Raw genomic sequence first — 25,699 nt, 5'->3', positions numbered from 1 at the left:
CCCCGAGATGACCACCGCACCCAGCCCCCTCGAGGTGGAGTTCGACCCCACGGCCACGGGACGGATCGCCGCGGTGTGCACCGTCGCCGAGCTGTTCCCGGTCGCGGCCAGCGGCCTGATGAGCGGGATCGACAAGCGACCGGTTCCCGGGCCGGTGCGCCTGCTCACCCATGGCGTGCTCGGTGACGTCCAGGGGGACCGTGAACATCACGGCGGGATCTTCAAGGCCGTCTACGCCTTCTCCCGCGAGGTCCGCGAAGCGTTCGTGGGCCTGGCGGGCCAGGAGCTGCCGGATGGCTTCTTCGGCGAGAACCTGGTGACGCTCGGCCAGGACACGGACGAGACGGTGATCGGGGAACGCTGGCGGATCGGCGGGGCCGAGATCGAGGCCACCTGTCCCCGCAATCCGTGCGGCACCTTCGCGGCGCGGATGGGGGACCGGCGCTGGGGCCGCACCTTCACCGCCCGGGGCCGCTGCGGCGCCTACTTCCGCGTCCTCGCCGAGGGAGAGGTCGTCGCCGGTGAGGAGATCGAGGTCCTCGCACGTCCCGCCCACGGCGTGACCATCGGTGATGCCTTCCGCGGGCTGACCGCAGAGCAGGCCCGCGCCCTGCTCGACTGGGCGGAGGAGACCGGCACCGTGCTCTATGACTCGCTGGCGCAGTCCGCGCTGACGGCGCTGTCCCGGGCCGGTGAACGGGTGGAGTTCCCCGCTGCGCTGCGCTCCACCGGGCGCGGGCTGGGACTGGGGATGGGGCTGTGAGCCCGGTGAGCCCCGCAGGCGGGGACCTGTCCGTCTACATCCACGTCCCCTTCTGCGCCGTGCGCTGCGGGTACTGCGACTTCAACACCTATACCGCCACGGAGCTCGGCGGCGGTGGTTCCCAGGCCGAGTACGCGCACAACGCCATGGCCGAGATGGACCTGACCCTCGCCGCCGACCGCGCGGCGGGCTACGACTACACACAGGTCTCGACCGTCTTCTTCGGCGGCGGCACCCCGACGCTGCTGCCCGCGGACGACCTCGTCGCGATGCTCGAGCATCTGCGCGCCCTGCTGCCGCTCGCGGACGACGCCGAGGTCACCACCGAGGCGAATCCGGACTCGGTCACCCGCGCCTCCCTGTCGCGGCTCGCGGCCGGCGGCGTCACCCGCGTCTCCTTCGGCATGCAGTCCGCGGTCCCCTCGGTCCTCGCCACCCTGGACCGCACCCACGATCCCGAGAAGGTGCCGCAGGCCGTGGCGTGGGCGCGCGAGGCCGGGCTCGATGTCAGCCTCGACCTCATCTACGGCACCCCGGGCGAGACGATCGCCGACGTCGAGACCTCCGTGAGGTCGGCGCTGGCCTGCGGAGTCGACCACATGTCCGCGTACTCGCTGATCATCGAAGGCAATACCGCGATGGCCCGCCAGCTGCGCCGCGGCGAGCTCGAGGCACCCGACCCCGACGACATGGCCGACAAGTACGAGCTGGTCGACGACCTCGCGAGCGCCGACGGCCTGTCCTGGTACGAGGTCTCCAACTGGGCCCGCACCCCCGCGCAGCGCTCCCGCCACAACCTCGCCTACTGGCGCGGCACCGACTGGTGGGGGATCGGGCCGGGCGCGCATCGCCACCGCGACGGGCTGCGCGCCTGGAACGTGAAGCACCCCAGCCGCTACGCCCGGATGCTCGCCTCCGGCGAGATGCCGGTGGCGGACTCCGAGCAGGTCGCCGACGAGGACCGGCTGGTCGAGCGGATCATGCTCGAGCTGCGGATCGCCGACGGGCTCGATATCGAGGTGATCCCGCAGGAGCGTCGGCCGATGCTCGCCGTGCACCGCGACCGCGGGCACCTCGAGCCCGCCGCACTCGCGGACGGACGGGCGGTGCTGACCCGCAGCGGGCGGCTGCTCGCCGACGCGGTGATCCGCGACCTGGTGCCCTGACCGCGTGAGGCAGGTCGCGAGCTGACGGCATGACGAGAGCCCCCGGGATCTCGGCGATCCCAGGGGCTCTCGAGCGCTGAGCTGCTCAGCGGGCGGCCGAGGCCGCGACGGTCACTTCACCAGGCGGAGGTTGAAGGGATAGCTCCAGTACTCGCCCTGATTGGCCTTGATCGCACCGATGATCGAGAACACCAGCTGCAGCAGAGCCGGCAGTCCGACCAGCGGATACAGGATCGTGCCGATGCCGAGGGTGAAGACAGCCACGATCGTGATCACGATGGTGAGGACGACCTGGGCGGCGAACACGGCGATCGCGCCGTTGAGGGCCTCGGCAGAATGGAAACGCACGAAGCGGTCGCGGTCCTTGTACATCAGGTAGACGACCAGCGGGCCCACCCAGCCGAGGAAGCCCCAGCTGATCACGTGCCCGACCGCGACCGCGGCCTGGGCGATGGTCGCCCACAGCCGCGAGTCCGAACGACTGACGGCCTGCCCGGTCAGCGGGCCCTCGTAGACACCCGGGGTGCCTGCCGGCGGCACGCTCTCACCCTCGGCCGTCGGCGCGGCGCCGAGCGGTGCCTGCTGGGCCGGTGCGGCGTAGGGGGCGGGGCCCGCAGCGGCGTACTGGTCCTGTCCGCCTGCGGCCGGCTGCTGCGCCGGGACGGCGTCGATGTCCAGGGGATTGGTGCGCGTGGCATCGGCGTCGTAGGCGTAGGGATCGTGCGGGTGCAGGCTCGGGTCGGAGCTCGGTGCGCCCTGCTGCGGCTGCGGGGCTCCGGGAGTGCCGGGAGTGCCGGGATCGGTGCCGAACGGATCGTGGGACTGCGGTGTCTGGCTCATCATTCCTTCTTCGGGATCGGCCGGCAGGGAGCCGGCGGCGGGCTGATGGGTTCAGCCTAGTGAGCGTGCACGGCAGCGTCAGCGCGGCGAACCGCCGGGTCCTGTGGGGGATAACCCCCAGACAGGACGGCTCTGCCGATCAGGCCGGGTCGACGGTCACGAAGTCGATGAGCTCCTCGATCCGACCGGAGAGGGTGGGCTCGACATCGGCATAGGAGCGGACCGTCGAGAGGATCCGCTTCCAGCCCAGGCCGATGTCGGCCTTATCGGCGCGCGGCCAGCCGAGCGCCGCGAGGGAGCCCACTTTGATGTCGGTGCCCTTGGGGACATGTGGCCACTCGCTCAGGCCCACGCGCGCAGGCTTGACCGCCTGCCACACATCCACGTACGGGTGGCCGAGCACGGTGACGTTGCCACGAGCACCCGGCAGCGCCATCACCTCGGCCGCGATGCGGGACTCCTTCGAGCCCTTCACCAGGTGGTCCACGAGGATCCCGAGGCGACGCCCCGGCGCGGGGCCGAACTCGCGCACCCGCTCGGCGAGGTTGTCGGCCCCCTCGAGCTGCTCCACGACGATCCCCTCGATGCGCAGATCGTGACCCCAGACCTTCTGCACCAGCTCGGCGTCATGGGTGCCCTCGACCCAGATCCGGGACGCGCGGGCGGTCCGGGCCTTCGCCCCGGCGACATAGACGGAGCCGGAGGCGGAGCGTTGCCGCGCCGGACCGCTCGCGGCGGCGATCGCACGGTGGAGGACCACCGGCTGGCCGTCAATCATGAACCCGGGGCCGAGCGGGAACGTGCGCCGCACGCCGCGGCCGTCCTCGAGCTCCACCACCTGCTCACCCGCGATCTTCTCGACCCGGGTAATCGCGCCGGTGAAACCGGTCGAGGCCTCTTCGACGACCAGATCCCTGGTCGCGGGCATCTCCCGGGCGACGGGGCGGCGACGGTGGTGGGCGGGTGGACCGGCGGACAGCACGTCGCTCCCGTACCGGTCGGGGAAGTTGGCAGGCACGCGCGTCACCGTACACCCGTGGCGAACGCCTCTTAGCGAAGCACGCCGGGGCGGCGTACGATTGGCACTTGGCATGGCAGAGTGCCAGTCTGGACCGGCCGGATACCGGCCGGATATCCGCTCCGACGACGAGATGACAGCACGCAGCGCAGGAGGTGAGGGAGACGGAGGACCGCAAGCTCCACATCCTCGGCGCGATCGTCGAGGACTACGTCGCCACCCGTGAGCCCGTCGGCTCCAAGTCGCTGTTGGAGCGGCATGAGCTCGGCGTCTCCGCCGCGACCGTGCGCAACGACATGTCGCTGCTGGAGGAGGAGGGGCTGATCCATCAGCCCCACACCTCGGCCGGGCGGGTCCCCACCGATAAGGGCTATCGCACCTTCGTCGACCACGTGGCGACCATCAAGCCGTTGTCGGCCCCCGAGCGGCGGGCGATCCGTGCCCTGCTCGAGGATGCGGGCGACGTCGAGGACCTGCTGGCCCGCACCGTGCGCCTGCTCGCGCAGCTCACGCAGCAGGTCGCCATGGTGCAGTACCCCGCGCGTCGACAGGCGAGGATCCGCCACGTCGAACTGGTCAAGGTGGCCGACTCGCTTCTCCTGGTGGTGCTGATCCTGGAGTCCGGCCGGGTGGACCAGCGCACCGTGCCGGTCATGGCGGGCAGGCCCGCGGAGTACTACGCGGCCCTGCGCGACCACCTGAACCGGGTCGTCGCCGGCCGCGAGGTCACCGACCTCACCGCACCGCTCGGCGATTACCTCGAGTCGTTGCCGCCGCCGGAGCGACCGGCCGCCGCCGAGGTGGCGGAGACCCTCGTGGCGCTGGCCGCGTCCCGGGCAGAGGATCGCATCATGATGGCCGGCACCTCGAACATCGCCCGCTCCGCACAGGACTTCGCGCGTGATGTGGAACCGCTGCTGGACGTGCTCGAGGAACAGCTGGTGCTGCTGCGCCTGTTCACCGAGATGCACGTCTCCCCGGGAGCGGTCGAGGTGCGCATCGGCTCGGAGCTCGAGGACCGTGCGCTGCATTCGACCGCCGTGGTCGGTGCCGGCTACGGGGCAGGGTCCCATCTGGCGATCCTCGGCCCTCGCCGGATGGATTACGTCACCGGGATCTCCACCGTCCAGGCCATCGCCCGCTACGTCTCCCGCTATCTCGAATAGGAGCGCGGCAGGCCTGCACGGCCCGTCCAGCTCCGCTCGACCCCCCGCATCCGCCCGCCGCCCGCCGCGGTCCGGACACCCCGACTCCCCGCGAAGGAATCCACCCCTGTGAACGAGGACTACTACGACCTGCTCGGCGTCTCCCGCGAGGCATCGACCGACGAGATCAAGAAGGCCTACCGCAAGCTCGCCCGCACCCTGCATCCGGATGTGAACCCGGATCCCGAGGCCGCCGAGAAGTTCAAGCGCGTCTCCCAGGCCTACGAGACGCTCTCCAGCGCGGACAAGCGCCGTCAGTACGACATGGGCGGCGGCCCGGGCATGGGCGGCTTCCCCGGCGGCGGCGGTGGCGGCTTCGACTTCAACGACATCTTCGACATGTTCGCCGGTGCCTCCGGGATGCGCGGACGCACTCAGGGCCCCGTGCCGCGTCAGCGCCGCGGCGGCGACGTGCTGCGCCGAGTCCGCATCGAGCTGCGTGATGTGGTGTTCGGCACCGAGGAGGAAGTCACCTTCCGCACCGCCGTGCTGTGCGAACGCTGCTCCGGCTCCTGCTGCGAGCCGGGGACCAGCCCCACCCGCTGCACCGCCTGCAGCGGTTCCGGCCATGTCCAGCGGGTCGCCCAGTCGCTGCTGGGCCAGATGGTCACCATGGCGCCGTGCCCCACCTGCGACGGCCACGGCGACGTGATCGAGAGCCCCTGCACCGGCTGCTCCGGCCACGGGCGCACACCCACCGAACGGGTCGTCACCGTCGGCATCCCCTCCGGCGTGGAGAACGGCACCCGCATCCAGCTGCGCGGGGAGGGGGAGACCGGCGAGGCCGGAGGCCCCTCGGGCGATCTCTTCGTCGAGCTCACCGTCACCGATCACGAGATGTTCGACCGTGATGGAGATGACCTGGTCACCACCATCGCGGTGCCCATGACCACGGCCGCCCTCGGCGCTTCCATCCCGCTGGACACCTTCGACGGCGAGCAGGAGCTGGATATCCGGCCCGGCTCGCAGCCCGGGAAGAGATCACGCTGAAGGGTCTCGGCGTGACGCCGCTGCGCCGGGAACGGCGCGGCGACATCCGCGTGGTCCTGGACGTGGACGTGCCCTCCACGCTCACCGAGGAGGAGCGGGACCTGCTCGAGCAGTTCGCTGCCCTGCGCGGTGATGAGACCACACGCCGCTCCAAGGGCCAGCGCGGACCGTTCGCGAAGCTCCGCGAGCGCCTGCGCGACTTCTGAGCCGACGGGGGAGCTGCTGATGCCGACGACGCCGCCCGGCTTCCTGATCCTCGATGAGGCGCTGGTCTCCGCCGTCGCCGGTGACTCGCTGGAGCTGGCGGGCGATGAGGGTCGACATGCTGCGAAGGTCGCCCGGATCCAGGTCGGGGAGCAGCTGCTGCTCACCGATGCCCCGGGCCGTCAGGTCCTCACCGAGGTGACCGCCGCCGGCCGGGAGGCGCTGGAGCTGCGCCTGCTCGCGGACCCCTCCCCGCCGGTGCAGCGCCTGCCCCGCCTCACACTGGTCCAGGCCCTGGCCACCGGAGGCAGGGATGAGCAGGCGGTCGAAGCGGCCACCGAGCTCGGGGTCGACCAGGTGGTGCCCTGGATCGCACGACGCTCCGTCTCGGTCTGGCGCGGGGAGAAGCTGCGCAAGGGGCGCGCCAAGTGGGAGGCGACCGCGCGCGCGGCCGTGAAGCAGTGCCGCCGGCCCGGGATCCCCGCCGTCGCGGAGCCGGTGACCACGAAGGAGCTGCTCGCCGAGCTGAGAGGGCGCAGCACCGCCGGGACCCTGGTGCTGGTCCTGGACGAGCAGGAGTCCGCCGGTGTGATGAGCCTCGCCGACCGGCTGCGGTCAGCCGCTGAGGACGGGCTCGAGGAGATCGTCGTGATCGTCGGCCCCGAGGGCGGCATCGATCCCGAGGAGCTCACGGCCCTGCGGGCGACGGGGGCTCGCGCGGTGCTCCTGGGACCAGAGGTGCTGCGCTCATCGACCGCCGGCCCCGCCGCGATCGCCGTGCTCAGCGCGCTGGTGGGGCGCTGGGGCTGAGCTCGGCGCGGGTGACGCGGGAGGGATGGCGCAGCTCTCCGAGGCGATCAGCCGATGCGGGCGGAAACCTGGGAGGTGATCGCCGCGAGCAGCTCGCGCAGCGCCGCGGTCTTCTCCTCGGTGACGAAGAGCTCGCCGTCGACGGAGAGGTCCTCGCGGAAGCCCAGGCCGATCGAACCGACCACCTCGGCGTCCAGCCGCGTCATCAGCGCCTCCAGCAGCGGCAGCACCTCACCGGCCGAGCCCCAGCCGTAGCCCACCAGCACGGTGGGCAGGCCCTGCCACTCGGCATAGAGGAAGTCGATCGCGTTCTTCAGGGCGCCCGGGTAGGAGCCGTTGTACTGTGGGGTGAGGATCACGACTGCATCGAGGGCGCCGATCCGCTCACCCCAGGCGTGGCCATGGGCAGTGGTCTTGTCCGCGCCCGACTTCGGGCTCGAGGGCTCGTCGAAGGCGGGCAGCGCCACGTCGCGCAGGTCGATGAGATCCACATCGACGTCGGTGGGGACGGCGTCGCGGACCCAGCGGGAGATCTTCTCCCCCACACGGTTGGGGCGGGCACTGGCGAGGATGATTCCGAGCTTCGTCATGATGATTAAAACTTCTCATACTTTCTGGAGGTTCCCCAAGCCGAGGTGGTGTTCCTCGCTCCCGTAGACTCCCCAGCATGGGAAACAGCGTCACCGAACCCGCCACCGAGCGCCACGATCCGGAGTGCCTCTTCTGCAGGATCATCGCGGGGGAGATCCCTTCCGAGCGTGTCCACGAGGATGATCTGGTCATCGCCTTCAAGGACCTGCACCCCCAGGCGCCGGTGCATGTCCTCGTCGTGCCCCGGGAGCACCGTCGTGACGTGACCGAGCTCGCGCAGGAGCCGCAGCTGCTGGCCCACACCGCGACGGTCGCGAGCCGGATCGCCGCCGACCACGCCGACGGCGACTTCCGCCTCGTGTTCAACACCGGCAAGAGCGCGGGCCAGTCCGTGTTCCATGTCCACGCCCACGTCCTGGCGGGCGGAAAGCTCGCAGAAGGAGAACTGTGACGGACGCTCTCACCCCGGCCCCCGGCCGGCCCCCGGAGATCGGTGAACGCCGACTGTCGATCCCCGACAACCTCAGCCCTTTCCAGGTGCTCGGGGAGAACGATCAGGCCCTCGCCGCCCTCGAGGACGCGGTCCCCGACACGGATGTCCACGTGCGCGGGCATCAGGTGACGCTGCGCGGCACCGAGGACGCCCTGCGCCGCAGCGAGCACCTCGTGCGCTCGCTGATCGACCTGGCGAGCAGGGGGCAGGCCGTCACCGTCGAGGCGGTGCAGCGTGCCGCGAACCTCTACGGCGATGACCGGGCGAACGGGAAGAAGCTCGAGCAGGTGCTCTCACGCACCGTCCTGTCCTCCCGGGGCCGGACGATCCGCCCCAAGACGATGGGGCAGAAGACCTATATCGAGACGATCGAATCCTCGACCATCACCTTTGGGATCGGCCCGGCCGGCACCGGCAAGACCTATCTCGCCGTCGCGATGGCGGTGCAGAAGCTGCTGAGCAAGCAGATCAACCGGATCATCCTCACCCGCCCCGCGGTCGAGGCGGGGGAGCGGCTGGGCTTCCTGCCCGGCGGGCTCAACGAGAAGATCGACCCCTACCTGCGGCCGCTCTACGACGCACTGCACGACATGCTCGATCCGGAGTCGATACCGCGGCTGATGGCCGCCGGCACGATCGAGGTCGCCCCGTTGGCCTACATGCGCGGCCGCACCCTGAACGACGCCTTCATCATCCTCGACGAGGCGCAGAACACCACGCCCGAACAGATGAAGATGTTCCTGACCCGCCTCGGCTTCAACTCCACCATGGTGGTCACCGGCGACGTCACCCAGGTCGACCTGCCCGGCGCCCAGCAGAGCGGTCTGAAGGTCGTCGAGCAGGTGCTCTCGGGCATCGACGACATCTCCTTCTGCCGTCTGTCCTCCCACGATGTCGTGCGCCACCGACTGGTCAGCGACATCGTCGAGGCCTACGGCCGCTGGGAGATCCGTCCGGGAGGCAGCCGAGACTCCCGCCACCGCCCGACCATGGGGAGCTGAGCATGACCATCGAGATCCGCAACGAGACCACCGCGGTCGTCGACGAGGGGGAGTTCGTCGAGCTCGCCCGCTTCGTCTTCGAGTCGATGCATCTGCATCCCGCCACCGAGATGTCGATCCTGTTCGTCGACGAGGAGGCGATGGAGAAGCTGCACGTGCAGTGGCTGGACCTGCCCGGCCCCACCGACGTGATGAGCTTCCCCATGGATGAGCTGATCCCCGGCTCCCCCAGCAGCCTGCTCCCGAGGGGCTGCTGGGCGATGTGGTGCTGTGCCCGTCGGTCGCCGCCAAGCAGGCGGCCGAGGCCGGCCACAGCGCCGTCGAGGAGATGCTGCTGCTGACCGTCCACTCCATCCTCCACCTGCTGGGCTACGACCACATGGAGGAGGACGAGCGCACCGAGATGTTCGATCTCCAGCGCACGCTGCTGCTCACCTTCCTCGCCTCGCGGACAGCGCGCTGACCGCCCCTCCCATGAGCTCTCCGCTACCTGGAACGGGGCCGCAGTCGTGCTGACCCTCGCCCTGCTCACCCTGATCCCCCTGATCGCGGTCTCCGGGGTGGTGGCCGCCATGCTCACGGCGGTCGACGCCGCGCAGCTGTCCGCTTCCCGCAGCGTGCTGGAGAAGGCGCTGTCCAGCCGTCCCGATTCCGTGCGCGCCCGCGTGCTGGCCCACCAGGAGGATGCGGCCCGCACCCTGGCCTCGGTCTCGCTCGGCCGGATGCTCGCGGAGACCGTGATGGTCGCCTCGGTGGCAGGGGTGACCGTGGCCGTCCGCGACCACCTCGGCCATTCGGGCCTGCTCCTGCCGGGGATCGCGACCGTGGTGGTGGCCGGGGTGCTGGTGCTGATCGTGCTCGCGATCTCGCCGCGGACCATCGGGCGCAGCCGTCCCGAGTCCGTGCTGATCGCCAACCGCTGGCTGGTCACCGTGGTGCGCGGGCTGCTGTGGCTGCCCGCCGGGGCGCTGACCAGCGTGGGCGCCTCGCTCGCTGCGCGCGCCGGCACACCGGAGAAGCCCGAGGACGGAGCCGAGAAGGCACGGAAGAACGTCGACCGGGCGCTCGAGGACGAGCACGTGCGCGACGGCGAGCGCGACATGATCCAGGGCGTCTTCGACCTCCGCGGCACCATGGTCCGGGAGCTGATGGTGCCTCGGCCCGACATGGTCACCCTCTCGGCGGACGCGAGCGCGGAGACGGCGATGCAGCTGTTCGTGCGCTCCGGGTACTCCCGCATCCCGGTGATCGGTGACAGCGTCGACAATCTGTGCGGCATCCTCTACGTGAAGGATGTGATGCAGGCGATCCACTCCCCGTGGGACGCGCGCCCGCAGCGACCGGTGCACGAGATCATGCGCCCCGCACGCTTCGCGCCCGAGTTCGTGGCGGCCGACGCGGTGCTCGCGCAGATGCAGACCAGCCACGTGCACATCACGGTGCTGGTGGATGAGTACGGGGGAGTGGCCGGGATCGTCACCATCGAGGACATCCTCGAGGAGATCGTCGGCAACATCGCCGACGAGCACGACCGCCAGGAGCCCGAGATCCAGGCGCTCGGCCACGGACGCTACCGGGTGCCCGCGCAGGCCGGGCTCTCGGAGGTCGGCGACCTGTTCGACCTCGAGATCGACGACGACGACATCGACAGCGTCGGCGGGCTGCTGGGCAAGGCGACCGGGCGGGTGCCGATCCCCGGCACCCAGGTGATCGTCCACGGCCTCGAGCTCGAGGCCGAGAAGAGCGCCGGCCGGCGCAAGCGCCTGTCCACCGTGCTGGTGCGCAGGGCCCCGCAGGACGAGGATCTGCCGGGCAACGACCAGGAGGACGACGATGACCGCTGACCAGCATCAGACCGAACCGGAGCAGGCTCGCACGGGGGGAGGGCAGGGCCCGGGCAGCACGCACCGCTCGGGCTTCGTGGCTCTGGTGGGCCGGCCCAACGTCGGCAAGTCCACGCTCACCAATGCACTGGTCGGAGAGAAGGTCGCGATCACCTCGACCAAGCCCCAGACCACACGCCGGGCCATCCGCGGCATCGTCACGCGGGGGAGGCCCAGGTGATCCTGGTGGACACCCCCGGTGTGCACCGCCCCCGCACCCTGCTCGGCGAGAGGCTCAACGATCTGGTGCGCGAGACGCTCGGCGAGGTCGACGTGGTGGGCTTCTGCCTGCCCGCGGATCAGAAGATCGGACCGGGTGACCGCTTCATCGCCGAGGACCTCGCGGAGATGCGCAGCGGTCGGCGCGGACCGAAGGTGATCGCCGTCGTCACGAAGATCGACCTGGTGGGCCGGGACGTGCTGGCCGAGCACCTGATGAGCGTGGACCAGCTGATGGGCTTCGACGAGATCGTCCCGATCTCCGCGAAGCGGGGTGAGCAGATCGACCTGCTGCTCGAGGTCATCTCCGCCCAGCTCCCCGAGGGGCCGCAGCTCTACCCCGACGACCAGCTCACCGAGGAATCACGCGATGATCGCATCTCGGAGCTGATCCGCGAGGCCGCTCTCGAGGGCGTGCGCGACGAGCTCCCCCACTCCATCGCAGTGGTGGTCGAAGAGGTCGTGGAGGTGGACCCCGACGGTGATGCGTTCACCCCGGTCGAGCCCGGGGCAGGGCGCCTCGTGGTGCGCGCGACCCTGTTCGTCGAGCGCGACAGCCAGAAGGGGATCATCATCGGCAAGGGGGGCTCACGGCTGAAGGAGGTCGGGTCCCGGGCGCGCGCGGAGATCAACCAGCTGCTGGGCCGCAAGGTGCACCTGGATCTGCGGATCAAGGTCGCCAAGGACTGGCAGCGCGATCCCAAGCAGCTGGGCCGGCTCGGGTTCTGACGCCCGGGCGGGGCGGAAGCCCGCGCGCCCGCGCCGCTGAGCGGGGTGACTACCTGGTAACCAGCCTCAGCTGTCGCGTCACGGCACCGATGGCGACAGCTGAGACAGGGTCGGCTCGTGGCTCGTGGCTCGTGGCTCGTGGCTCGTGGCTCGTGGCTCGTGGCTCGTGGCTCGTGGCTCGTCGGAGGGCTCTGACGCCCGGGCGGGGCGCTGAGGGCTGCGTGGCGTTCGCATCGTGAGAGTTCCCTGTGCGATGCGCCGACGGTGCTACCGTGACGTGCATGCGTGGATCGCTGCTCCTGCTTAGCCGCCGCGACGGGACCTGAACGCCGGGACCCCGCCGCGGCTGAAGTGTTGTCCGGCGACCGGTACTCCAGCGAGAAGGACCCCCTGATGACTGACTCCACGATCACCTCCACTCCCGCGATCGTCCCTGTGGCGGCAGAGGGCGACTCCGCCGCGCCCGTCGTCGGCCCCACCGGGGACGCTCCCCAGCAGCCCTCGGGCATGCCGGTCCACAAGTACCTGCCCTTCGACGAGCAGATCCGTGTCGAGCTGCCGGACCGCACCTGGCCCACCCGCCGCATCACCCGCGCCCCCCGCTGGTGCGCGGTCGATCTGCGCGACGGCAACCAGGCCCTCATCGACCCGATGAACTCCGAGCGGAAGCTGCGGATGTTCGAGCTGCTGGTGCAGATGGGCTACAAGGAGATCGAGGTCGGGTTCCCCTCGGCCTCCAAGACCGACTTCGACTTCGTGCGCGCCCTCATCGAGGAGGACCGCATCCCGGACGATGTGGCGATCCAGGTGCTCACCCAGTGCCGCGAGCACCTCATCGAGCGCACCTACGAGGCGATCGCCGGCGCGAAGCGCGCCGTCGTGCACCTGTACAACTCCACCTCCGTCGTGCAGCGCGACGTGGTGTTCCGTGCCGACGAGGACACGGTGCTGGACATCGCCGTGCAGGGCGCACTGCTGTGCCGGAAGTACGAGGAGACGGTCCCGGACACCGCGGTCACCTACCAGTACTCCCCGGAGTCCTACACGGGCACCGAGCTCGAGTACGCGCTGCGGGTGTGCAACGCGGTGAGCGAGGTCTTCAAGCCCACGCCGCAGGACAAGATGATCATCAACCTCCCGGCGACGGTCGAGATGGCGACCCCGAACGTGTACGCCGACTCGATCGAGTGGATGCACCGGAACCTGGACCGCCGCGACTCCATCGTGCTGTCGCTGCACCCGCACAACGACCGCGGCACGGGCGTGGCGGCGGCGGAGCTCGGCTACCTGGCCGGCGCCGATCGCATCGAGGGCTGCCTGTTCGGCAACGGCGAGCGCACCGGGAACGTGGACCTGGTGACCCTGGGACTGAACCTGTTCAGCCAGGGCGTCGACCCGCAGATCGACTTCTCCGATCTGAACGAGGTGCGTCGCACCGTCGAGCACTGCAACCAGATGCCGGTCCCCGAGCGCAGCCCTTACGGCGGCGATCTCGTGTTCACCGCTTTCTCCGGTTCCCACCAGGATGCGATCAACAAGGGTCTGGAGCGGATGGAGGCCGACGCGGTCAAGGCCGGCCGGTCCGTGGATGACATCGTCTGGCGCGTGCCGTACCTGCCCGTGGACCCCAAGGACCTCGGCCGTTCCTACGAGGCCGTGATCCGCGTGAACTCCCAGTCCGGCAAGGGCGGCATGGCGTACCTGTTGCGCACGGAGCACGGGCTGGAGCTGCCCCGTCGCCTGCAGATCGAGTTCTCCGCCATCGTGCAGGACAAGACCGATGCCGATGGCGGCGAGGTCAGCCCGGCGACGCTCTGGGACGTCTTCACCGACGAGTACCTGCCCACCGCCATCGAGGAGCGGCGCTGGGGCCACTACAGCTTCCGCGACGTGCGCCAGGAGTCCACCGGCGACGGCGCGGACCGCATCACCGTCTCGCTGGTGGTCGACGGCCAGGAGTACCAGGTCACCGGGATCGGCAACGGCCCGCTGGATGGCTTCGTCAAGGCGCTGGGGGAGCGGAAGATCGATGTGCGCATCCTCGACTACGCCGAGCACGCCCTCGCCGAGGGCGACGATTCGCTGGCCGCCGCCTACGTCGAGTGCGAGATCGGCGACCGCATCTTCTGGGGTGTGGGCATCGACGGTTCGATCACCCGCGCTTCCCTCGAGGCGATCACCTCAGCGCTGAACCGCGAGTACCGCGCCCGGCACTGAGCCTCCGGCTCGGGTCCTCGCCTGCCCATCGCGCCGTGAAGAGTGCCAGCTGGCTGGTACCTTTCACGGCGCGATGCGTGTTCGGTGGGGCGGAGGTCTCAGCCGCGCTGCGACGTTCCGCTGGGGTCCGGTCCGGACGACGCCGGCGCTTCGTAGGCCCACAGCTCCTGCTCGGTGAGCATCGGCATCTCGCCGGTGACCGTGGCATGGGTGGGTGTGGGCAGATCCCAGCCGGGCTCCTCGTCGACGGGCTGGGGCTCCTCCGGCCGGCTGCGACGAGCGGTGAGCGTGACCCCCGCGCTCGCGACCACCACCAGCACCGCTGCCGTGATCCGCAGCGGCGTCGCGCCCTGCCCGATCAGCAGCACCCCGGCCAGCAGGGCGACCACTGGCTCGAGGCTGAGCATGATCCCGAAGACGTGACGGGGCAGCTGTCGCAGCGCGGCGAGCTCGAGCGTGTACGGCAGCACGGAGGCGAGCAGCGCGGTGCCGGCGGCGAGGCCGAGCAGGCGCAGGTCCATGATGCCCGCGGCGGCGCCCTGTGCACCGAGCGGGAGCACGGTGAGCGCGCCGACCGCCATCGCGACGGCGAGACCGTCCTGCCCGGCCACCAGCTGGCCCACGCGGGCGCTGGAGAGCACGTACAGGCCCCAGAACACGGCGGCGACCAGAGCGAAGAGCACCCCGAGCAGGTCCAGCGAGGCCGCCCCGGTGAAGGACTCCACTCCGAACAGCCCCACCCCCGACAGCGCCAGCAGCACCCACAGCAGGTCCGAGCGGCGGGTGGAGAGCACCGCCGCGACGGTGAGCGGTCCGAGGAACTCGATGGCGACCGCCGTGCCCAGGGGGATGCGCTCGATCGAGGCGTAGAAGGCACCGTTCATCGAGCCGATGACGACGCCGAAGACGATCACCGCGATCCACTGCTGCCGGGTGAAGCGATGCACCTTCGGGCGGACGATGACCAGCAGCACGATCGCGGCGATGCCGAGGCGCAGCGCGGTGGTGCCCCAGGAGCCGATCGCCGGGAACAGCTGGGTCGCCAGCGCGGCCCCGAACTGCAGGGAGAAGCAGGAGCCGAGGATGAACAGCACCGGTGTCATGGGCACGGCGCGGGTGGAGCCCGACGGGCTCGCGGCGCCGGTGGTCGACGGTGCTGGTGCGGAAGCGGGAGAGGTTGTCACGACTCCACTGTGCCCACCACTGTCCCGCCAGGTCCAGCGAATGTTTCCGACCTGTATCGTGAAGCAAATCTTCATGATCATCGGAGGCGGCATGTTGAACCTGCATCGTCTGTTCCTGCTGCACGAACTGCGCAGGCTGCAGACCATGACCGCTGTGGCGAGCGCCCACTCGATGTCGGCGTCGGCGGTGTCCCAGCAGCTCTCCCAGCTGGAGCGGGAGACCAAGGTCACCCTCTTCCAGCAGGTCGGCAGGAGGGTGGTGCTCACCGATTCGGGCGTGCAGCTGGCGCGTCGGGCGGAGGAGATGCTGAGCCTGCTGGAGACGGCCGAGGCCGAGCTCGCCCTCGCCCAGGGGGAGGCGAGCGGAATGCTCCGGGTGGCGTCCTTCCAGACCCCGATGATCGCGCTCGCACCCGCGGCCGTCAGCGTGCTCGCCCAGCAGCACCCGGATCTCCATCTGGAGATGTCGCAGCAGGAGGTCGACGCCGCCTATGAGGGGCTGCTCGCCCACCGCTATGACGTGATCCTCGGTGAGGACTATCCCGGCGGACAGCAGCTGGTGCGCCGTGGCACCGACCGGGAGGCGCTGCTGCGGGATCCTCTGCTGCTGGTGCTGCCGGATCTCGGCCCGTGGGCCGAGGTCCACACCCTCGAGGCGCTGGCGGACGCCCCGTGGGCGCTGGATCCCTCCGGCTCCCGCACGGGGACGTGGTCGCGGACCTATCTGCGCGAGGCCGGGATCGAGCCGCGGGTCCGCTTCGCCACGCCCGATCCGCTGCTGCAGGTGCACCTGGTGCGCACCGGCCACGCCGTCGCCTTCCTGCCCGGGCTGATCGCCTCCGAGCATCTCGGCGGCACCCGGGTGGTGCGACTGCCCGGTGCTCCCCATCGTTCGCTGTACACGGCGGCCCGGGCCGGCGCCGCCGGTCACCCCTCCCTGCTCGCCTTCCGAGCGGCGCTGCTCGAGGCGGCCGGACGGCTCACCGGCCTCGAGGGGCTCGAGGTCCTGCGCTCCTGAGGCCCTGCCGGAGGCGACACGACACGATCGTGCATCGCCTGGGCCGGGCGGGGTGCTACCGGCCCCGGAGAGGGATAGACAGTCCCCATGACGACTTCGCCCGAGGACGGCGCTGCGACCGAGCATGCCGGCACCGATCCTGCCGCGCCGGAGCCGCTCGCGGCGGCTCCGCGATGGCATGCCGCCCTCCTGCTGCTGGTGCTGCTCGCCGTGGTCGCCTCCGGATTCGCGTTCCGCGGTGTGCCCGAGCCCCGGGACGACTCCGCCCCGCAGGACGTCTTCAGCGCCCAGCGCGCGCAGCAGGCCGTCGCCTCCGTGGTCGATGAGCCGCGACCCCTGGGTTCGGACGCGGACGACCGCGCCCACGCCGAGCTCGCCGCCCAGCTGACAGCGCTCGGCTTCGAGACCGAGACCCAGGAGGGCATCGGCGTGCGGGCGCGTGAGAACGAGGCCTCCGCCGGATACGTGCGGAACCTGATCGCCATCCGAGCGGGCAGCGACCCCACCGGGACCCTCGTGCTGGCCACCCATATCGACTCGGTGCCCGGCGCCCCGGGAGCGGCCGACGCCGGCGTCGGCCTCGCGGTGATCCTCGAGACCGTCCGTGTGCTGGGCCCGGAGGAGCTGCGCAATGACCTGGTGATCCTGCTGGTCGACGGCGAGGAGCGCGGCCTGCTGGGCTCGGATGCCTACCTGGACGGGCCCGGCAGGGAGCTCACCGCACCGGTGGTGGTGCTGAACCATGAGGCCCGCGGCATCTCCGGGAGACCGCTGGTGACCCGGGCGAGCGGGCCGATGCACGCCGTGATCGGGTCAGCGCCGGACCCCGAGTTCGAATCCTTCACCGATGCCCTTTTCGGCATCATCCCCAACTACACCGACTTCAGCTCCTACCGGGACGCCGGCTGGTGGGGGATGGATATGGCCATCATCGATGAGGCCTGGGCGTACCACTCCCCGCAGGACGATGCCGCGCACCTCGACGCCGGCAGCCTCCAGCACTACGGCGATCTCACCCTGGCGCTGAGCCGCGATCTCGGGGCCAGGGATCTCACCGCTCTCCGGGAGCATGCAGACGAGCACCCGGTGCAGACCACCGCGCCGTGGGGCGTGGTGCAGATGCCGCCCGCGCTGGTGACCGGTCTCGGCCTGCTGGGGCCGCTGGCGATCCTCGCCGCATTGCTGGTGCGGCGGCGCCGGGCGGAGGTCTCCCTCCCCGGCGCCGCCGCGGGTGCGGTGATCGGACTGCTGGTCCTGGCCGGCGGGGTGCTCGGTGCGTTCGCGCTGTGGTCGGCCACCGCTGCAGCCACTCCGGAGATGCTCTCCGGGGCCACCCGGGAACCGGTCCGGGCCACCCCCTTCCTGCTCGCCGAGATGCTGATCGCTGCGACCGCGGTGACGGCCGGCTGGGTCCTCGCCCGCCTGCTGATCTCGCGGGCCGCGGCACTGCTCGGGGGCGCTCTCGCGGTCACGACCCTGCTGGCCGTGCTCGCTGTCTACTCGCCCGCGCTCGGCAGCTCGATGATCCCGCCCGCCGCGATCGCGGCGCTGGGGACGCTGCTCGCGGCTCTGCTGCCGCCCCTGCCGGGCCTGCTGGTGCGTGCTGCGGCGCTGCTGCCGACGGCCTGGATGCTCGGCACCCAGCTCTCGGCGCTGGCCGAGTTCGGCATCGCCTCCGCGGCGGGGGGACTGGCCGGCACGGCCCTGATCGGGCTCGGCGCCGCGGGCCCGCTGCTGCTGGCGGGAACCGCCGGCCGACACGGACGCCCGGTCCTGCTGGCGGGGGAGCGTCCGGTGCGCCGACCCCACCGGCTGCTGATCCCGGTGCTGCCCGCGGTCCTCGCCCTCGGCATGGTCATCGGCGGCACGGCCTGGACCCTCGCCTCCCCGGAGCCGGCCCAGGAGCTGGTCACCGCGCAGGTGGACGCCGGCAGCGGAGACACTCGCTGGGAGGTCACCGGCACGACCGCCTGGGGGCGCGCCCTGGACGGCACCTCCGCCTCCTCGGACGTCGAGGCCCCGGCGGTCGCGGCAGAGGTCTCCGCCGCAGGGGCGCTCGAGATCACGGTCGATGCTCCTCGGGATGCCTCAGCGCTGGTGCTGAGGGCCGATACCGGGCTGCTGACGGGGATCGCCGTCGACGGGGTTCCCGTGGAGTCCGGGCAAGGGGTGGACCAGCTGTCGGTCCACGGCGTCCGCGCCGGTCAGCGGGTGACCATCACTGCCACCGCGGCCCCGGGCGCAGAGCTCACGCTGGTCGAGCGGAGCCATGACCCCAGCCTCGCCGCCGGCTGGGTCGCGCCGGGGGAGGAGGTCTCCCTGGTGCAGCCGCGCATGGAGGTGAGCGTCGTGGTGCCGCGCTGAACCGGGCCGGCACCCCCGTCCGCCCGCCCGGCCGGTCGCCGCGGGGATCCGGTCCCTCAGCCCAGCGGCACCACGGCGAGCACCTCGTGGAGCGGACCACCGGACCGGCCCTGTCCCAGCACCGACTCCACCACCTCGAGCTCGGACGCCTCCCAGAGCGGGCCCCGATAGACCGACAGCGCATGGACGGCGTCCGCGAGCAGCAGCTGCGTCGGATCCGGCGGGCGAGCCTCGCCGCGACGCCGACGGCGCGGCGCCCGGGGCGCCCGGGCGGAGACGCGGGCGACGCTCAGATGCGCCCGCCGACGCTCACGGTCCTCACCCTCCAGCAGGGTCTCGCCCATCAGTGCGGACAGGGCCTCGGTCGCGCCGCCCACCCCGATCCACAGGGTGCGGCCGCTGAACACGCCGGCCCCGCTCAGCTGGAGCGGCAGCGGCCGGTGCTCGGCGGCGACTGCCGCCAGCTGATCGACCGTGTCCTGGAGAGCCCCGCCGGGAAGATCCGCGCGGAAGGCGAGAGTCAGGTGCCACTGAGCCGGATCCCCCCAGTGCAGCGCGCGGCCGGCGCGGCCCCGCACGCCCTCGAGGGCCGAGTCCAGATGCTCCAGCGCCGTCGGTGAGGGCCGCAGCGCGACGAAGACCCGCATCAGCCCACCGGCGGGAAGCTCTTCCGGGCGACGGCCGCGATCCTGTTCAGCTGGGAGCGGTCGGTGAGCGCACCGAGCACAGCGCCCAGTCCCGGGATCGCCTTGCCGAACAGCCGGATCGAGCGCAGTCCGAAGCGGCGCAGCAGGCGCCCGCCGATCGCGCTCGCCACCTGGGACTGCGGGCTTGCGGGCAGGGTCTTGGCGACGCTGCGGGCCGCGGCCCCGGCGACCGGACCGAGCCCGACGTTCTTCAGCACGTCCCCGGACTCCTCGCCGAGCAGCGCTGCGAGCACCCGCACCCGCACCTCCTCATCCTCCAGGTCGTAGCCGCGCACTGCCGCGATCGCCCCCACCATGCGGGTGGCCTGGACGTAGAACTCGACCACGTTGGTGGGCAGCAGCAGCGGCAGGGTGACGAATCCGCCGAGCCCGGTGACGAAACCGCCCACCGTCACTCCCCGGCGATGGCGACGCACGATCCGGCGCACCGCGACCCGGGGATGACGGCGACCGCGTCCGCGCTGGGCACGGCGGGCGATGTCCGCGGCCGAGGAATAGGTCAGCTTCCCGTCCAGACCGATGTCGCGGATCATGGTCACCACGCGCTCCAGGGCCCCGCCCTGAGAAGCGTCCCCGCCCCGGCGTGCCTCCTTCATCGCCTCGCGCGCGGTGCTCCTGGCTGAGTCATCGCGACGCAGCATCGAGAAGATCCCCATGGCCGCTCCTTCCTCGTCGCGCACCGCGCTGATGTCGGTGCCCCGGTCGATGGGGTCCATCATGCCGTGCGCGCACCGAGTCATGGCCGGATCCGACCGCTCGGTGCGTCCAGAGCCCGGTGTCGAGGTCGAGATGGGTGTCGGACCCCAGGAGGTGACGGACCTCCTGGGCGACACCTGCCCGGCCTGCCCTTCGGCGGTGGGCCGCGGTCGTAGGCTCGGTTGATCATGCTGCAGAAGCTCTACCGCGACGATGCGATCGTCCTGCGCACCCATCCGCTGGGTGAGGCCGATCGCATCATCACGTTGCTCACGCGCCGCCATGGCAAGGTGCGTGCGGTCGCCAAGGGCGTGCGTCGCACCGGCAGCCGCTTCGGTGCGCGCCTGGAGCCCTTCAACCTGGTCGACGTCCAGCTGCACGCCGGGAAGTCCCTGCACACCGTCACCCAGGTGGTGACGATCGAGGCCTTCGCCGTCGGGATCAGCGCCGACTACGGCCGCTTCACCGCCGCCAGCGCCATGCTGGAGACCACGGACCGGCTCACCGACGAGATGGTCGATCCGAACCAGCGCGGGTTCCTGATGCTCGTCGGGGCGCTGCGGGCGATGGGAGAGGGCCGGATCCCGCCCCCGCTGGTGCTGGACTCGTTCCTCATCCGCACCCTCGCCGTCTCCGGCTGGGCACCGGAGCTGCGGGTCTGCGCCTCGTGCGGGGCCGACGGGCCCCATCACGCCCTCGACATCCGGGCTGGCGGGCTGGTGTGCACCTCGTGCCGCCGCCCGGGCGCGATCGCGGTGCGCCAGGCCGCGATCGAGCACATGATCTTCCTGCTCGCCGGGGACTGGGAGAATGTGCTCGGGGCCGAGGACGCGGTCATGCACGAGGCCGGCCGCCTGATCACCGACACGATCACCTGGCATCTCGAGCGCTCCGTACGCTCCCTGCATTACGTAGAGCGCTGAGCGCTGAACGCGCCCGCCACGACCCCTCAGGAGGACCACATGCCCGCTGCGACCCGCCACGGGTACCGGGAGCCGTACGAGCATCCCAGCGGCGCACGGCCCCCGCAGCTGCCCGCCCCGACCATCCCCGGCCATGTCGCAGTGGTCATGGACGGCAACGGCCGCTGGGCGAACCGGCAGGGTCTGCCCCGCACCGCGGGTCACGAGGCCGGGGAGGCGGCGCTGCTGGACGTGGTCGCCGGCGCCCTGCAGATCGGGGTGACGCATCTGTCCGCCTACGCCTTCTCGACCGAGAACTGGAAGCGCTCCCCAGAGGAGGTGCGCTTCCTGATGGGCTTCTCCCGCTCCGTGCTGCGCCGCCAGCGGGACACCCTGAACGCCTGGGGGGTGCGGATCAAGTGGATCGGCCGCGAGCAGCGGCTGTGGGGGAGCGTCATCAGAGAGCTGAAGGAAGCGGAGCAGCTCACCCGCACCAATACCCGGATGACGCTGTACATGTGCGTGAACCACGGCGGCCGGGCCGAGATCGTCGATGCGGTGCGTGAGATCGCGGAGGAGGCCCGGGCTGGGCGGATCAGCGGTCGGGGCATCACCATGAAGAGCTTCGCCCGCCACCTGAACGATCCGGACATGCCGGATGTGGACCTGTTCCTGCGCACCAGCGGCGAGCAGCGCACCTCGAACTTCCTGCTGTGGCAGGCGGCCTACGCCGAGCTGGTGTTCGTCGAGGAGCTGTGGCCGGATGTGGACCGGCGGGTGCTGTGGAGGGCGATCACCGAGTACGCCCGTCGGGACCGCCGGTACGGGGGCGCGGTCGACGCCCCCGATCAGGAGACCGCGGGGGGCTGAGCCGGTCGTCCGCGGCGTGCGGGCCGAGTGCGTCCGAGCGGACGGGGCGGCTACGCCCGCTGCTCGCGGGTGGGGGAGGACGCTCCGGCCAGCGGCGGCTCCGCGGTTGCGCCCACGGACCCCGCCGCATCCTGCGGCGATCCTGCTGGATGCGCAGACGCTTCGACGGGGCCTGCGTCCGTTGCGGCATCGCCTGCCTGCATCGTCTGGGCGCTGCTGATCCCGCCGGTACGGCGCCGGTGCCGCAGCAGCACTGCGATCAGCACCACCACCAGCGTGAGCACCGCAACGGCACCCCACGGCGAGACGAGGAACAGCTCGAACCAGGCCATGAACGCCACCAGGCCCACGGTCGCGTAGATGAAGGACCAGGCCAGTCCCCCGATCGCGAGAGCCGGCAGATACCGCTTGGCGGGCATGCCGGTCAGGCCGGCCGCCGCATTGGCCGCGGTCTGGAAACCGACGGTGAGGAAGCTCAGCGCGACCACCGGAGCGCCCCAGCGATGGATCAGCTCGGTGGCCCGGGTGACGTTCGGCGAGTCCAGGAAGGCGGCGATGCGGCCACGATGCGCGGCCCGTCGGGCCCCACGACCGACGAGATAGGTCGCTCCCGCCCGGCACCAGATCACCACGTACAGGAACCCCACTGCGGGCAGCAGCGGCAGATTCTGGATCCACTCCATCATCGGGCCTGGTCCTCGCCCTCTTCTTCGGCGGCCTCCGCCTCGCGGGTACCGTGGTCGCTGCACAGCCCGAACACCTCGAGGGTGTGGTCCACGTCGGTGAAGCCGTGCTCATGAGCGATCGCGTCCATCGAGCTCTCGAGCTTCGGAGCGAGGAACTCCACGGTGCGGCCGCATTCCCGACACACCAGATGATGATGGTGCCCGGTGTCCTCGCACTGGCGGTACAGGGACTCACCATCGCCCGCCACCAGCACATCGAGCCGGCCGGAGCGGGAGAGGACCTGGAGGTTCCGGTACACCGTGGCCAGGCCCACGGTCTCCCCGTCGGCCTTCATCTGCTCATGGATCTGCTGGGCGCTGCGGAAGTCGTCCTGCCGCGAGAGCGTCTCGAGGATCGCAGAGCGCTGGCGGGTGTTCCGTTGCATGCCGCTATTGTCCCCGACGGCCGGCGAGACTGCTATCAGTGGTGGCCGGTTGCACGTGCGACGGTGGGCGCACCGCCGGCGCGCGAGGGGCCGGGGCCGCTGGTCGGTGGATGCTCCCGGACCGGGCGCAGCGCCCGCGTCAGGAGTCCCAGGGCGTAGACCGCGATCGTCAGCAGCACGATCACCCCGCCCGGCGGCAGGTCCACATACACCGTGATCAGCAGCCCGCCCAGTGAACAGAGTACGGCGATCACCATGGCCGTGCGCATGGTGCGGGTGAACCCGACCACGAGATTCTGCGCGGCGGCGACCGGGACGATCATCAGGGCCGAGACCATCAGTGCGCCGACGATCCGCATCGACAGGGTGACCGTCAGCGCCGCCATCACGGCGATCAGGACGTTGACGATGCGCACCGGCAGTCCCGAGGCCCGGGCGAACTCCTCATCCGCGGTGACGGCCGCGAGGAGCCCGGACAGCCCCACCCCGATCCCCAGCACTACCACTGCGAGCACCACGGAGATCAGGGCGTCGGGAGCTGTGACGGTCGACAGCGAGCCGAAGAGGTACGCCATCAGGTTCTGGGAGGTGCCGCCGGCGAGCTGGATGATCACCACGCCGCCGGCGATGCCGCCGTAGAAGAGGATCGCGAGCGCCACATCACGGCTGGTGTGGCTGACCTCGCGCACGTACTCGATCAGCAGCGCGCCGATCACCGAGGCGGCCAGGGCCCCCGGGATCGCCAGCAGGTCTGCGGGCGCGGCGGAGGTCCACGCCCCGATCAGCCAGCCGACGGCGACACCGGTCAGCGCCACGTGACCGAGCCCGTCACCGAGCAGGGAGAGCCGCTTCTGCACCAGATAGGTGCCGACCACGGGAGCGGTGAGCCCGATCAGGACGGCGATGATCAGCGGGTAGCGCAGCAGATCTGAGGTGAGGATGTCGAGGGGCGAGATCATAGGGGGTGGATCTCCTGTCCGAGGCACTCGTCCAGCGGGGCGGCATCCTCGGGGTGGCCGGGGCCGGGGTCCAGGCGGGGACGGTCGCGCTCGGCGCCGTCATGGATGACATGGCCGTGGTCGAGCACCACGGCACGCCGGATGTCGCCGGCCAGCGGACCGGTCTCGTGCAGGACCACGAGGATGGTGGTCCCGGCGGCGGAGAGCTCCCGGAAGAGCTCGGCGACCAGCTCCTGGGTCGGCACGTCCACCCCGGAGAAGGGCTCGTCGAGCACCAGCAGCTGGGGGTCGCGCACCAGGGCGCGCGCGATCATCACGCGGCGGCGCTGGCCACCGGACATGCGGGTGACGGGACGGCCCGCGAGATCCGCCATGCCGACCGCCTCCAGGGCGGCCATCACCCGCGGGTCGCGGGTGCTGGGCCACCAGGAGCGGGCCCCCAGCAGACCGCTCGCGACCGTCTCCCGGGCCGTGGCGGGGATCGACCCGGTCTCTGCCGACTCCTGGGGCACGTAGCCGAGGCGATCATGGGCGGTGCCGCGCTGGACCGGGGCGCCGAAGAGCCGTGCGGAGCCGGCCGCGAGCGGCAGCACCCCCACCACTGCGCGCAGCAGCGTCGACTTCCCGGAGCCGTTGGCGCCCAGCAATGCCACCAGCTCACCGTGCTCGATGCGCAGATCGACATCATGCAGCACCCGCTGGCCCCCGCGGTCCACGAAGACCCCGGAGACCTCGACGACGGGCGGCCGTCGGTCGCTCAAGTCCAGCTCGCGATGAGCTCGGCACAGTTGTCTCGCATCACCTGAGGATAATCGGACTGCGGCGACTGCTGGGTCTCGAGGTTGTCGAGCTCCTCGCTCTCGATGCCGAGGTTCCGGGCGAGGGTCTGGGCGACCTTCGGCGAGGCCGAGGTCTCGAAGAAGATCGTCGTGACCCCCGTCTCCTGCACGACGGACTCCAGGGCGAGCAGCCGCTGCGGGGAGGGCTCGGTCTCCGGGTCCACGCCGGCGATCCCGATCTGGTGCAGGTCATAGCGCTCGGCGAGGTAGGCGTACGCCGCGTGGCTGGTGATGAAGGGCTTCTCGCCCCCGACCGCGCCGAAGGACTCCGCCAGCTCGGCATCGAGCTCCTCGAGCTCGGCGCGCAGCGTGGCGGCCGCAGCGGTGAAGCCCTGGGAGTGCTCGGGCGAGAGCTGCCCCAGCCGCGCAGCGACCGCGTCGGCGAGATCGGCCATCCGCACCGGGTCGTGCCAGAGGTGCGGGTCATGGGGACCGTGGTCGTGGTCCGCGTGCTCGTCATGCGCCTCGCCGCCGCCGTCGGATTCCTCGGTGTGCGCCGCGTCGACCGGCAGCAGGCTGAGCTCGGCGGAGATGTCCAGCACGTTGTCCCCGCCGTGGGAGGCGATGGCGTCGTCCAGCGCGTTCTGGAAGCCGGGGATCTGGAGCACCAGATCGGCCTCCTCGATGGCGAGGACCTGCTTGATGGAGAGCTCGAGGCCGTGGGCGTCGACCCCGGGGGAGGTGAGATCCACCAGCGTGACGTGGTCTCCACCGATCCTCGTGACGAGGTAGGAGAACGGATAGGCGGAGGTCACCACGGACAGCTTCCCGTTCGCCGCGGCCGGGCCGCCCCCGCACCCGGCCAGGAGTGCGGCACCGGCACCGAGTCCGGTGGCGGTCAGGAGGGTGCGCCGGGAGAGGCGGGGCGAGAGCGTCATGACAATCATTCTCACGAGCGCATCGGAGCGGCGCAAGTCGAC

Annotated in this window: 23 protein-coding genes and 3 pseudogenes; 15 read left to right on the top strand and 11 right to left on the bottom strand. The window is 71.1% G+C overall.

All coding sequences use genetic code 11. The features are described from left to right. Positions 1-7 precede the first annotated feature (7 nt). Positions 8-763, top strand: coding sequence for an MOSC domain-containing protein (locus CFK39_RS01105; protein WP_089063917.1), 756 nt, complete (start codon positions 8-10; stop codon positions 761-763). Next, positions 760-1,929, top strand: a complete 1,170-nt coding sequence (gene hemW, locus CFK39_RS01100; RefSeq protein WP_089063916.1) for a radical SAM family heme chaperone HemW — start codon at positions 760-762, stop codon at positions 1,927-1,929. The genes CFK39_RS01105 and hemW overlap by 4 nt, the downstream gene beginning before the upstream one ends. Positions 1,930-2,040: 111 nt before the next feature. On the opposite strand, the gene CFK39_RS01095 is transcribed toward hemW, so the two are convergent. Together CFK39_RS01095 and CFK39_RS01090 are read right to left on the bottom strand one after the other, a co-directional pair. Next, positions 2,041-2,769 carry a DUF4870 domain-containing protein gene (locus CFK39_RS01095; RefSeq protein ID WP_089063915.1) on the bottom strand — a complete coding sequence of 243 codons (729 nt, stop codon included), beginning with the start codon at positions 2,767-2,769 and terminating at the stop codon, positions 2,041-2,043. A 139-nt stretch (positions 2,770-2,908) separates the two neighbouring features. Further along, on the bottom strand, positions 2,909-3,787 hold the full coding sequence (locus CFK39_RS01090) for a DUF3097 domain-containing protein (protein WP_089063914.1): 879 nt from the start codon (positions 3,785-3,787) through the stop codon (positions 2,909-2,911). A gap of 155 nt (positions 3,788-3,942) precedes the next feature. Here CFK39_RS01090 and hrcA point away from each other — a divergent pair, with 155 nt between their 5' ends. The 3 genes and pseudogenes from hrcA (at position 3,943) to CFK39_RS01075 (ending at position 6,996) form a co-directional block, all read left to right on the top strand. Next, entirely contained in the window at positions 3,943-4,953 is a 1,011-nt protein-coding gene (hrcA, locus tag CFK39_RS01085) for a heat-inducible transcriptional repressor HrcA (protein WP_089063913.1), read from the top strand. Between the two features lie 108 nt (positions 4,954-5,061). Beyond that, a pseudogene (dnaJ, locus tag CFK39_RS01080) lies at positions 5,062-6,188 on the top strand (molecular chaperone DnaJ). 19 nt (positions 6,189-6,207) lie between these two features. Continuing rightward, the gene (locus CFK39_RS01075; RefSeq protein WP_089063912.1) at positions 6,208-6,996 is read left to right on the top strand and encodes a 16S rRNA (uracil(1498)-N(3))-methyltransferase; all 789 of its coding nucleotides are present in this window, start codon (positions 6,208-6,210) and stop codon (positions 6,994-6,996) included. Positions 6,997-7,043: 47 nt separating this feature from the next. Here the strand turns inward: CFK39_RS01075 and CFK39_RS01070 are convergent, their stop codons facing one another. Beyond that, positions 7,044-7,586, bottom strand: coding sequence for an NADPH-dependent FMN reductase (locus tag CFK39_RS01070; protein WP_089063911.1), 543 nt, complete (start codon positions 7,584-7,586; stop codon positions 7,044-7,046). Positions 7,587-7,663: 77 nt separating this feature from the next. On the opposite strand from CFK39_RS01070, the gene CFK39_RS01065 reads away from it, so the two are divergent. The 6 genes and pseudogenes from CFK39_RS01065 (at position 7,664) to leuA (ending at position 14,129) form a co-directional block, all read left to right on the top strand. After that, on the top strand, positions 7,664-8,038 hold the full coding sequence (locus tag CFK39_RS01065; protein WP_089063910.1) for a histidine triad nucleotide-binding protein: 375 nt from the start codon (positions 7,664-7,666) through the stop codon (positions 8,036-8,038). Then, positions 8,035-9,081, top strand: coding sequence for a PhoH family protein (locus CFK39_RS01060; protein WP_089063909.1), 1,047 nt, complete (start codon positions 8,035-8,037; stop codon positions 9,079-9,081). The genes CFK39_RS01065 and CFK39_RS01060 overlap by 4 nt, the downstream gene beginning before the upstream one ends. Positions 9,082-9,083: 2 nt before the next feature. After that, positions 9,084-9,544 (top strand): annotated as a pseudogene (ybeY, locus tag CFK39_RS01055) (rRNA maturation RNase YbeY). A gap of 46 nt (positions 9,545-9,590) precedes the next feature. Continuing rightward, positions 9,591-10,925, top strand: coding sequence for a hemolysin family protein (locus tag CFK39_RS01050; RefSeq protein WP_089063908.1), 1,335 nt, complete (start codon positions 9,591-9,593; stop codon positions 10,923-10,925). Then, positions 10,915-11,912: pseudogene (era, locus tag CFK39_RS01045) on the top strand (GTPase Era). Before CFK39_RS01050 ends, era begins: the two are co-directional and overlap by 11 nt. 507 nt (positions 11,913-12,419) lie before the next feature. Then, positions 12,420-14,129, top strand: a complete 1,710-nt coding sequence (gene leuA, locus CFK39_RS01040; RefSeq protein ID WP_157697197.1) for a 2-isopropylmalate synthase — start codon at positions 12,420-12,422, stop codon at positions 14,127-14,129. Between the two features lie 98 nt (positions 14,130-14,227). Here the strand turns inward: leuA and CFK39_RS01035 are convergent, their stop codons facing one another. Next, complete coding sequence (locus tag CFK39_RS01035; protein ID WP_245822778.1) at positions 14,228-15,313, bottom strand: EamA family transporter; 1,086 nt, start codon at positions 15,311-15,313, stop codon at positions 14,228-14,230. A gap of 91 nt (positions 15,314-15,404) precedes the next feature. Between CFK39_RS01035 and CFK39_RS01030 the strand changes: the two genes are divergently transcribed. Both CFK39_RS01030 and CFK39_RS01025 read left to right on the top strand, forming a co-directional pair. Then, positions 15,405-16,331: a LysR substrate-binding domain-containing protein gene (locus CFK39_RS01030; RefSeq protein WP_089066229.1), complete on the top strand. Its 927-nt coding sequence runs from the start codon at positions 15,405-15,407 to the stop codon at positions 16,329-16,331. An 87-nt stretch (positions 16,332-16,418) separates the two neighbouring features. After that, positions 16,419-18,695, top strand: coding sequence for a M28 family peptidase (locus CFK39_RS01025; RefSeq protein ID WP_089063906.1), 2,277 nt, complete (start codon positions 16,419-16,421; stop codon positions 18,693-18,695). 56 nt (positions 18,696-18,751) lie between these two features. Here the strand turns inward: CFK39_RS01025 and CFK39_RS01020 are convergent, their stop codons facing one another. Both CFK39_RS01020 and CFK39_RS01015 read right to left on the bottom strand, forming a co-directional pair. Then, positions 18,752-19,342 carry a 2'-5' RNA ligase family protein gene (locus CFK39_RS01020; protein ID WP_089063905.1) on the bottom strand — a complete coding sequence of 197 codons (591 nt, stop codon included), beginning with the start codon at positions 19,340-19,342 and terminating at the stop codon, positions 18,752-18,754. Beyond that, a complete protein-coding gene (locus tag CFK39_RS01015; protein WP_245822776.1) occupies positions 19,342-20,142 on the bottom strand; it encodes an EcsC family protein in 801 nt (266 codons plus the stop codon). The genes CFK39_RS01020 and CFK39_RS01015 overlap by 1 nt, the downstream gene beginning before the upstream one ends. A gap of 144 nt (positions 20,143-20,286) precedes the next feature. On the opposite strand from CFK39_RS01015, the gene recO reads away from it, so the two are divergent. Further along, on the top strand, positions 20,287-21,021 hold the full coding sequence (recO, locus tag CFK39_RS01010) for a DNA repair protein RecO (protein ID WP_089063904.1): 735 nt from the start codon (positions 20,287-20,289) through the stop codon (positions 21,019-21,021). A gap of 39 nt (positions 21,022-21,060) precedes the next feature. Next, on the top strand, positions 21,061-21,870 hold the full coding sequence (locus CFK39_RS01005) for an isoprenyl transferase (protein ID WP_089063903.1): 810 nt from the start codon (positions 21,061-21,063) through the stop codon (positions 21,868-21,870). A 50-nt stretch (positions 21,871-21,920) separates the two neighbouring features. Here CFK39_RS01005 and CFK39_RS01000 read toward each other — a convergent pair whose 3' ends face one another. Genes CFK39_RS01000 through CFK39_RS00980 form a run of 5 tightly spaced genes read right to left on the bottom strand, consistent with a single transcriptional unit; the run spans position 21,921 to position 25,657 of the window. Next, positions 21,921-22,556, bottom strand: a complete 636-nt coding sequence (locus CFK39_RS01000; protein WP_089063902.1) for a DedA family protein — start codon at positions 22,554-22,556, stop codon at positions 21,921-21,923. Continuing rightward, complete coding sequence (locus tag CFK39_RS00995) at positions 22,553-22,981, bottom strand: Fur family transcriptional regulator (RefSeq protein ID WP_089063901.1); 429 nt, start codon at positions 22,979-22,981, stop codon at positions 22,553-22,555. The genes CFK39_RS01000 and CFK39_RS00995 overlap by 4 nt, the downstream gene beginning before the upstream one ends. A 35-nt stretch (positions 22,982-23,016) precedes the next feature. Next, positions 23,017-23,940 carry a metal ABC transporter permease gene (locus tag CFK39_RS00990; protein ID WP_089063900.1) on the bottom strand — a complete coding sequence of 308 codons (924 nt, stop codon included), beginning with the start codon at positions 23,938-23,940 and terminating at the stop codon, positions 23,017-23,019. After that, the gene (locus CFK39_RS00985) at positions 23,937-24,701 is read right to left on the bottom strand and encodes a metal ABC transporter ATP-binding protein (protein ID WP_089063899.1); all 765 of its coding nucleotides are present in this window, start codon (positions 24,699-24,701) and stop codon (positions 23,937-23,939) included. Before CFK39_RS00985 ends, CFK39_RS00990 begins: the two co-directional genes overlap by 4 nt. After that, positions 24,698-25,657, bottom strand: a complete 960-nt coding sequence (locus CFK39_RS00980; RefSeq protein WP_245822774.1) for a metal ABC transporter substrate-binding protein — start codon at positions 25,655-25,657, stop codon at positions 24,698-24,700. Before CFK39_RS00980 ends, CFK39_RS00985 begins: the two co-directional genes overlap by 4 nt. Positions 25,658-25,699: the final 42 nt, after the last annotated feature.

Source organism: Brachybacterium avium (genome assembly GCF_002216795.1).
In the GTDB taxonomy this organism is placed as follows: domain Bacteria; phylum Actinomycetota; class Actinomycetes; order Actinomycetales; family Dermabacteraceae; genus Brachybacterium; species Brachybacterium avium.
This window is presented reverse-complemented; position numbering and strand designations above follow the sequence as displayed.

Coding starts and splice junctions, on each gene's coding strand:
- CFK39_RS01105 (WP_089063917.1), top strand. CDS start 8: ATGACCACCGCACCCAGCCCCCTCGAGGTGGAGTTCGACCCCACGGCC.
- CFK39_RS01095 (WP_089063915.1), bottom strand. CDS start 2,769: ATGAGCCAGACACCGCAGTCCCACGATCCGTTCGGCACCGATCCCGGC.
- CFK39_RS01075 (WP_089063912.1), top strand. CDS start 6,208: ATGCCGACGACGCCGCCCGGCTTCCTGATCCTCGATGAGGCGCTGGTC.
- CFK39_RS01070 (WP_089063911.1), bottom strand. CDS start 7,586: ATGACGAAGCTCGGAATCATCCTCGCCAGTGCCCGCCCCAACCGTGTG.
- CFK39_RS01065 (WP_089063910.1), top strand. CDS start 7,664: ATGGGAAACAGCGTCACCGAACCCGCCACCGAGCGCCACGATCCGGAG.
- leuA (WP_157697197.1), top strand. CDS start 12,420: ATGCCGGTCCACAAGTACCTGCCCTTCGACGAGCAGATCCGTGTCGAG.
- CFK39_RS01030 (WP_089066229.1), top strand. CDS start 15,405: ATGTTGAACCTGCATCGTCTGTTCCTGCTGCACGAACTGCGCAGGCTG.
- CFK39_RS01025 (WP_089063906.1), top strand. CDS start 16,419: ATGACGACTTCGCCCGAGGACGGCGCTGCGACCGAGCATGCCGGCACC.
- CFK39_RS01020 (WP_089063905.1), bottom strand. CDS start 19,342: ATGCGGGTCTTCGTCGCGCTGCGGCCCTCACCGACGGCGCTGGAGCAT.
- CFK39_RS01015 (WP_245822776.1), bottom strand. CDS start 20,142: ATGACTCGGTGCGCGCACGGCATGATGGACCCCATCGACCGGGGCACC.
- recO (WP_089063904.1), top strand. CDS start 20,287: ATGCTGCAGAAGCTCTACCGCGACGATGCGATCGTCCTGCGCACCCAT.
- CFK39_RS01005 (WP_089063903.1), top strand. CDS start 21,061: ATGCCCGCTGCGACCCGCCACGGGTACCGGGAGCCGTACGAGCATCCC.
- CFK39_RS01000 (WP_089063902.1), bottom strand. CDS start 22,556: ATGATGGAGTGGATCCAGAATCTGCCGCTGCTGCCCGCAGTGGGGTTC.
- CFK39_RS00995 (WP_089063901.1), bottom strand. CDS start 22,981: ATGCAACGGAACACCCGCCAGCGCTCTGCGATCCTCGAGACGCTCTCG.
- CFK39_RS00990 (WP_089063900.1), bottom strand. CDS start 23,940: ATGATCTCGCCCCTCGACATCCTCACCTCAGATCTGCTGCGCTACCCG.
- CFK39_RS00980 (WP_245822774.1), bottom strand. CDS start 25,657: ATGACGCTCTCGCCCCGCCTCTCCCGGCGCACCCTCCTGACCGCCACC.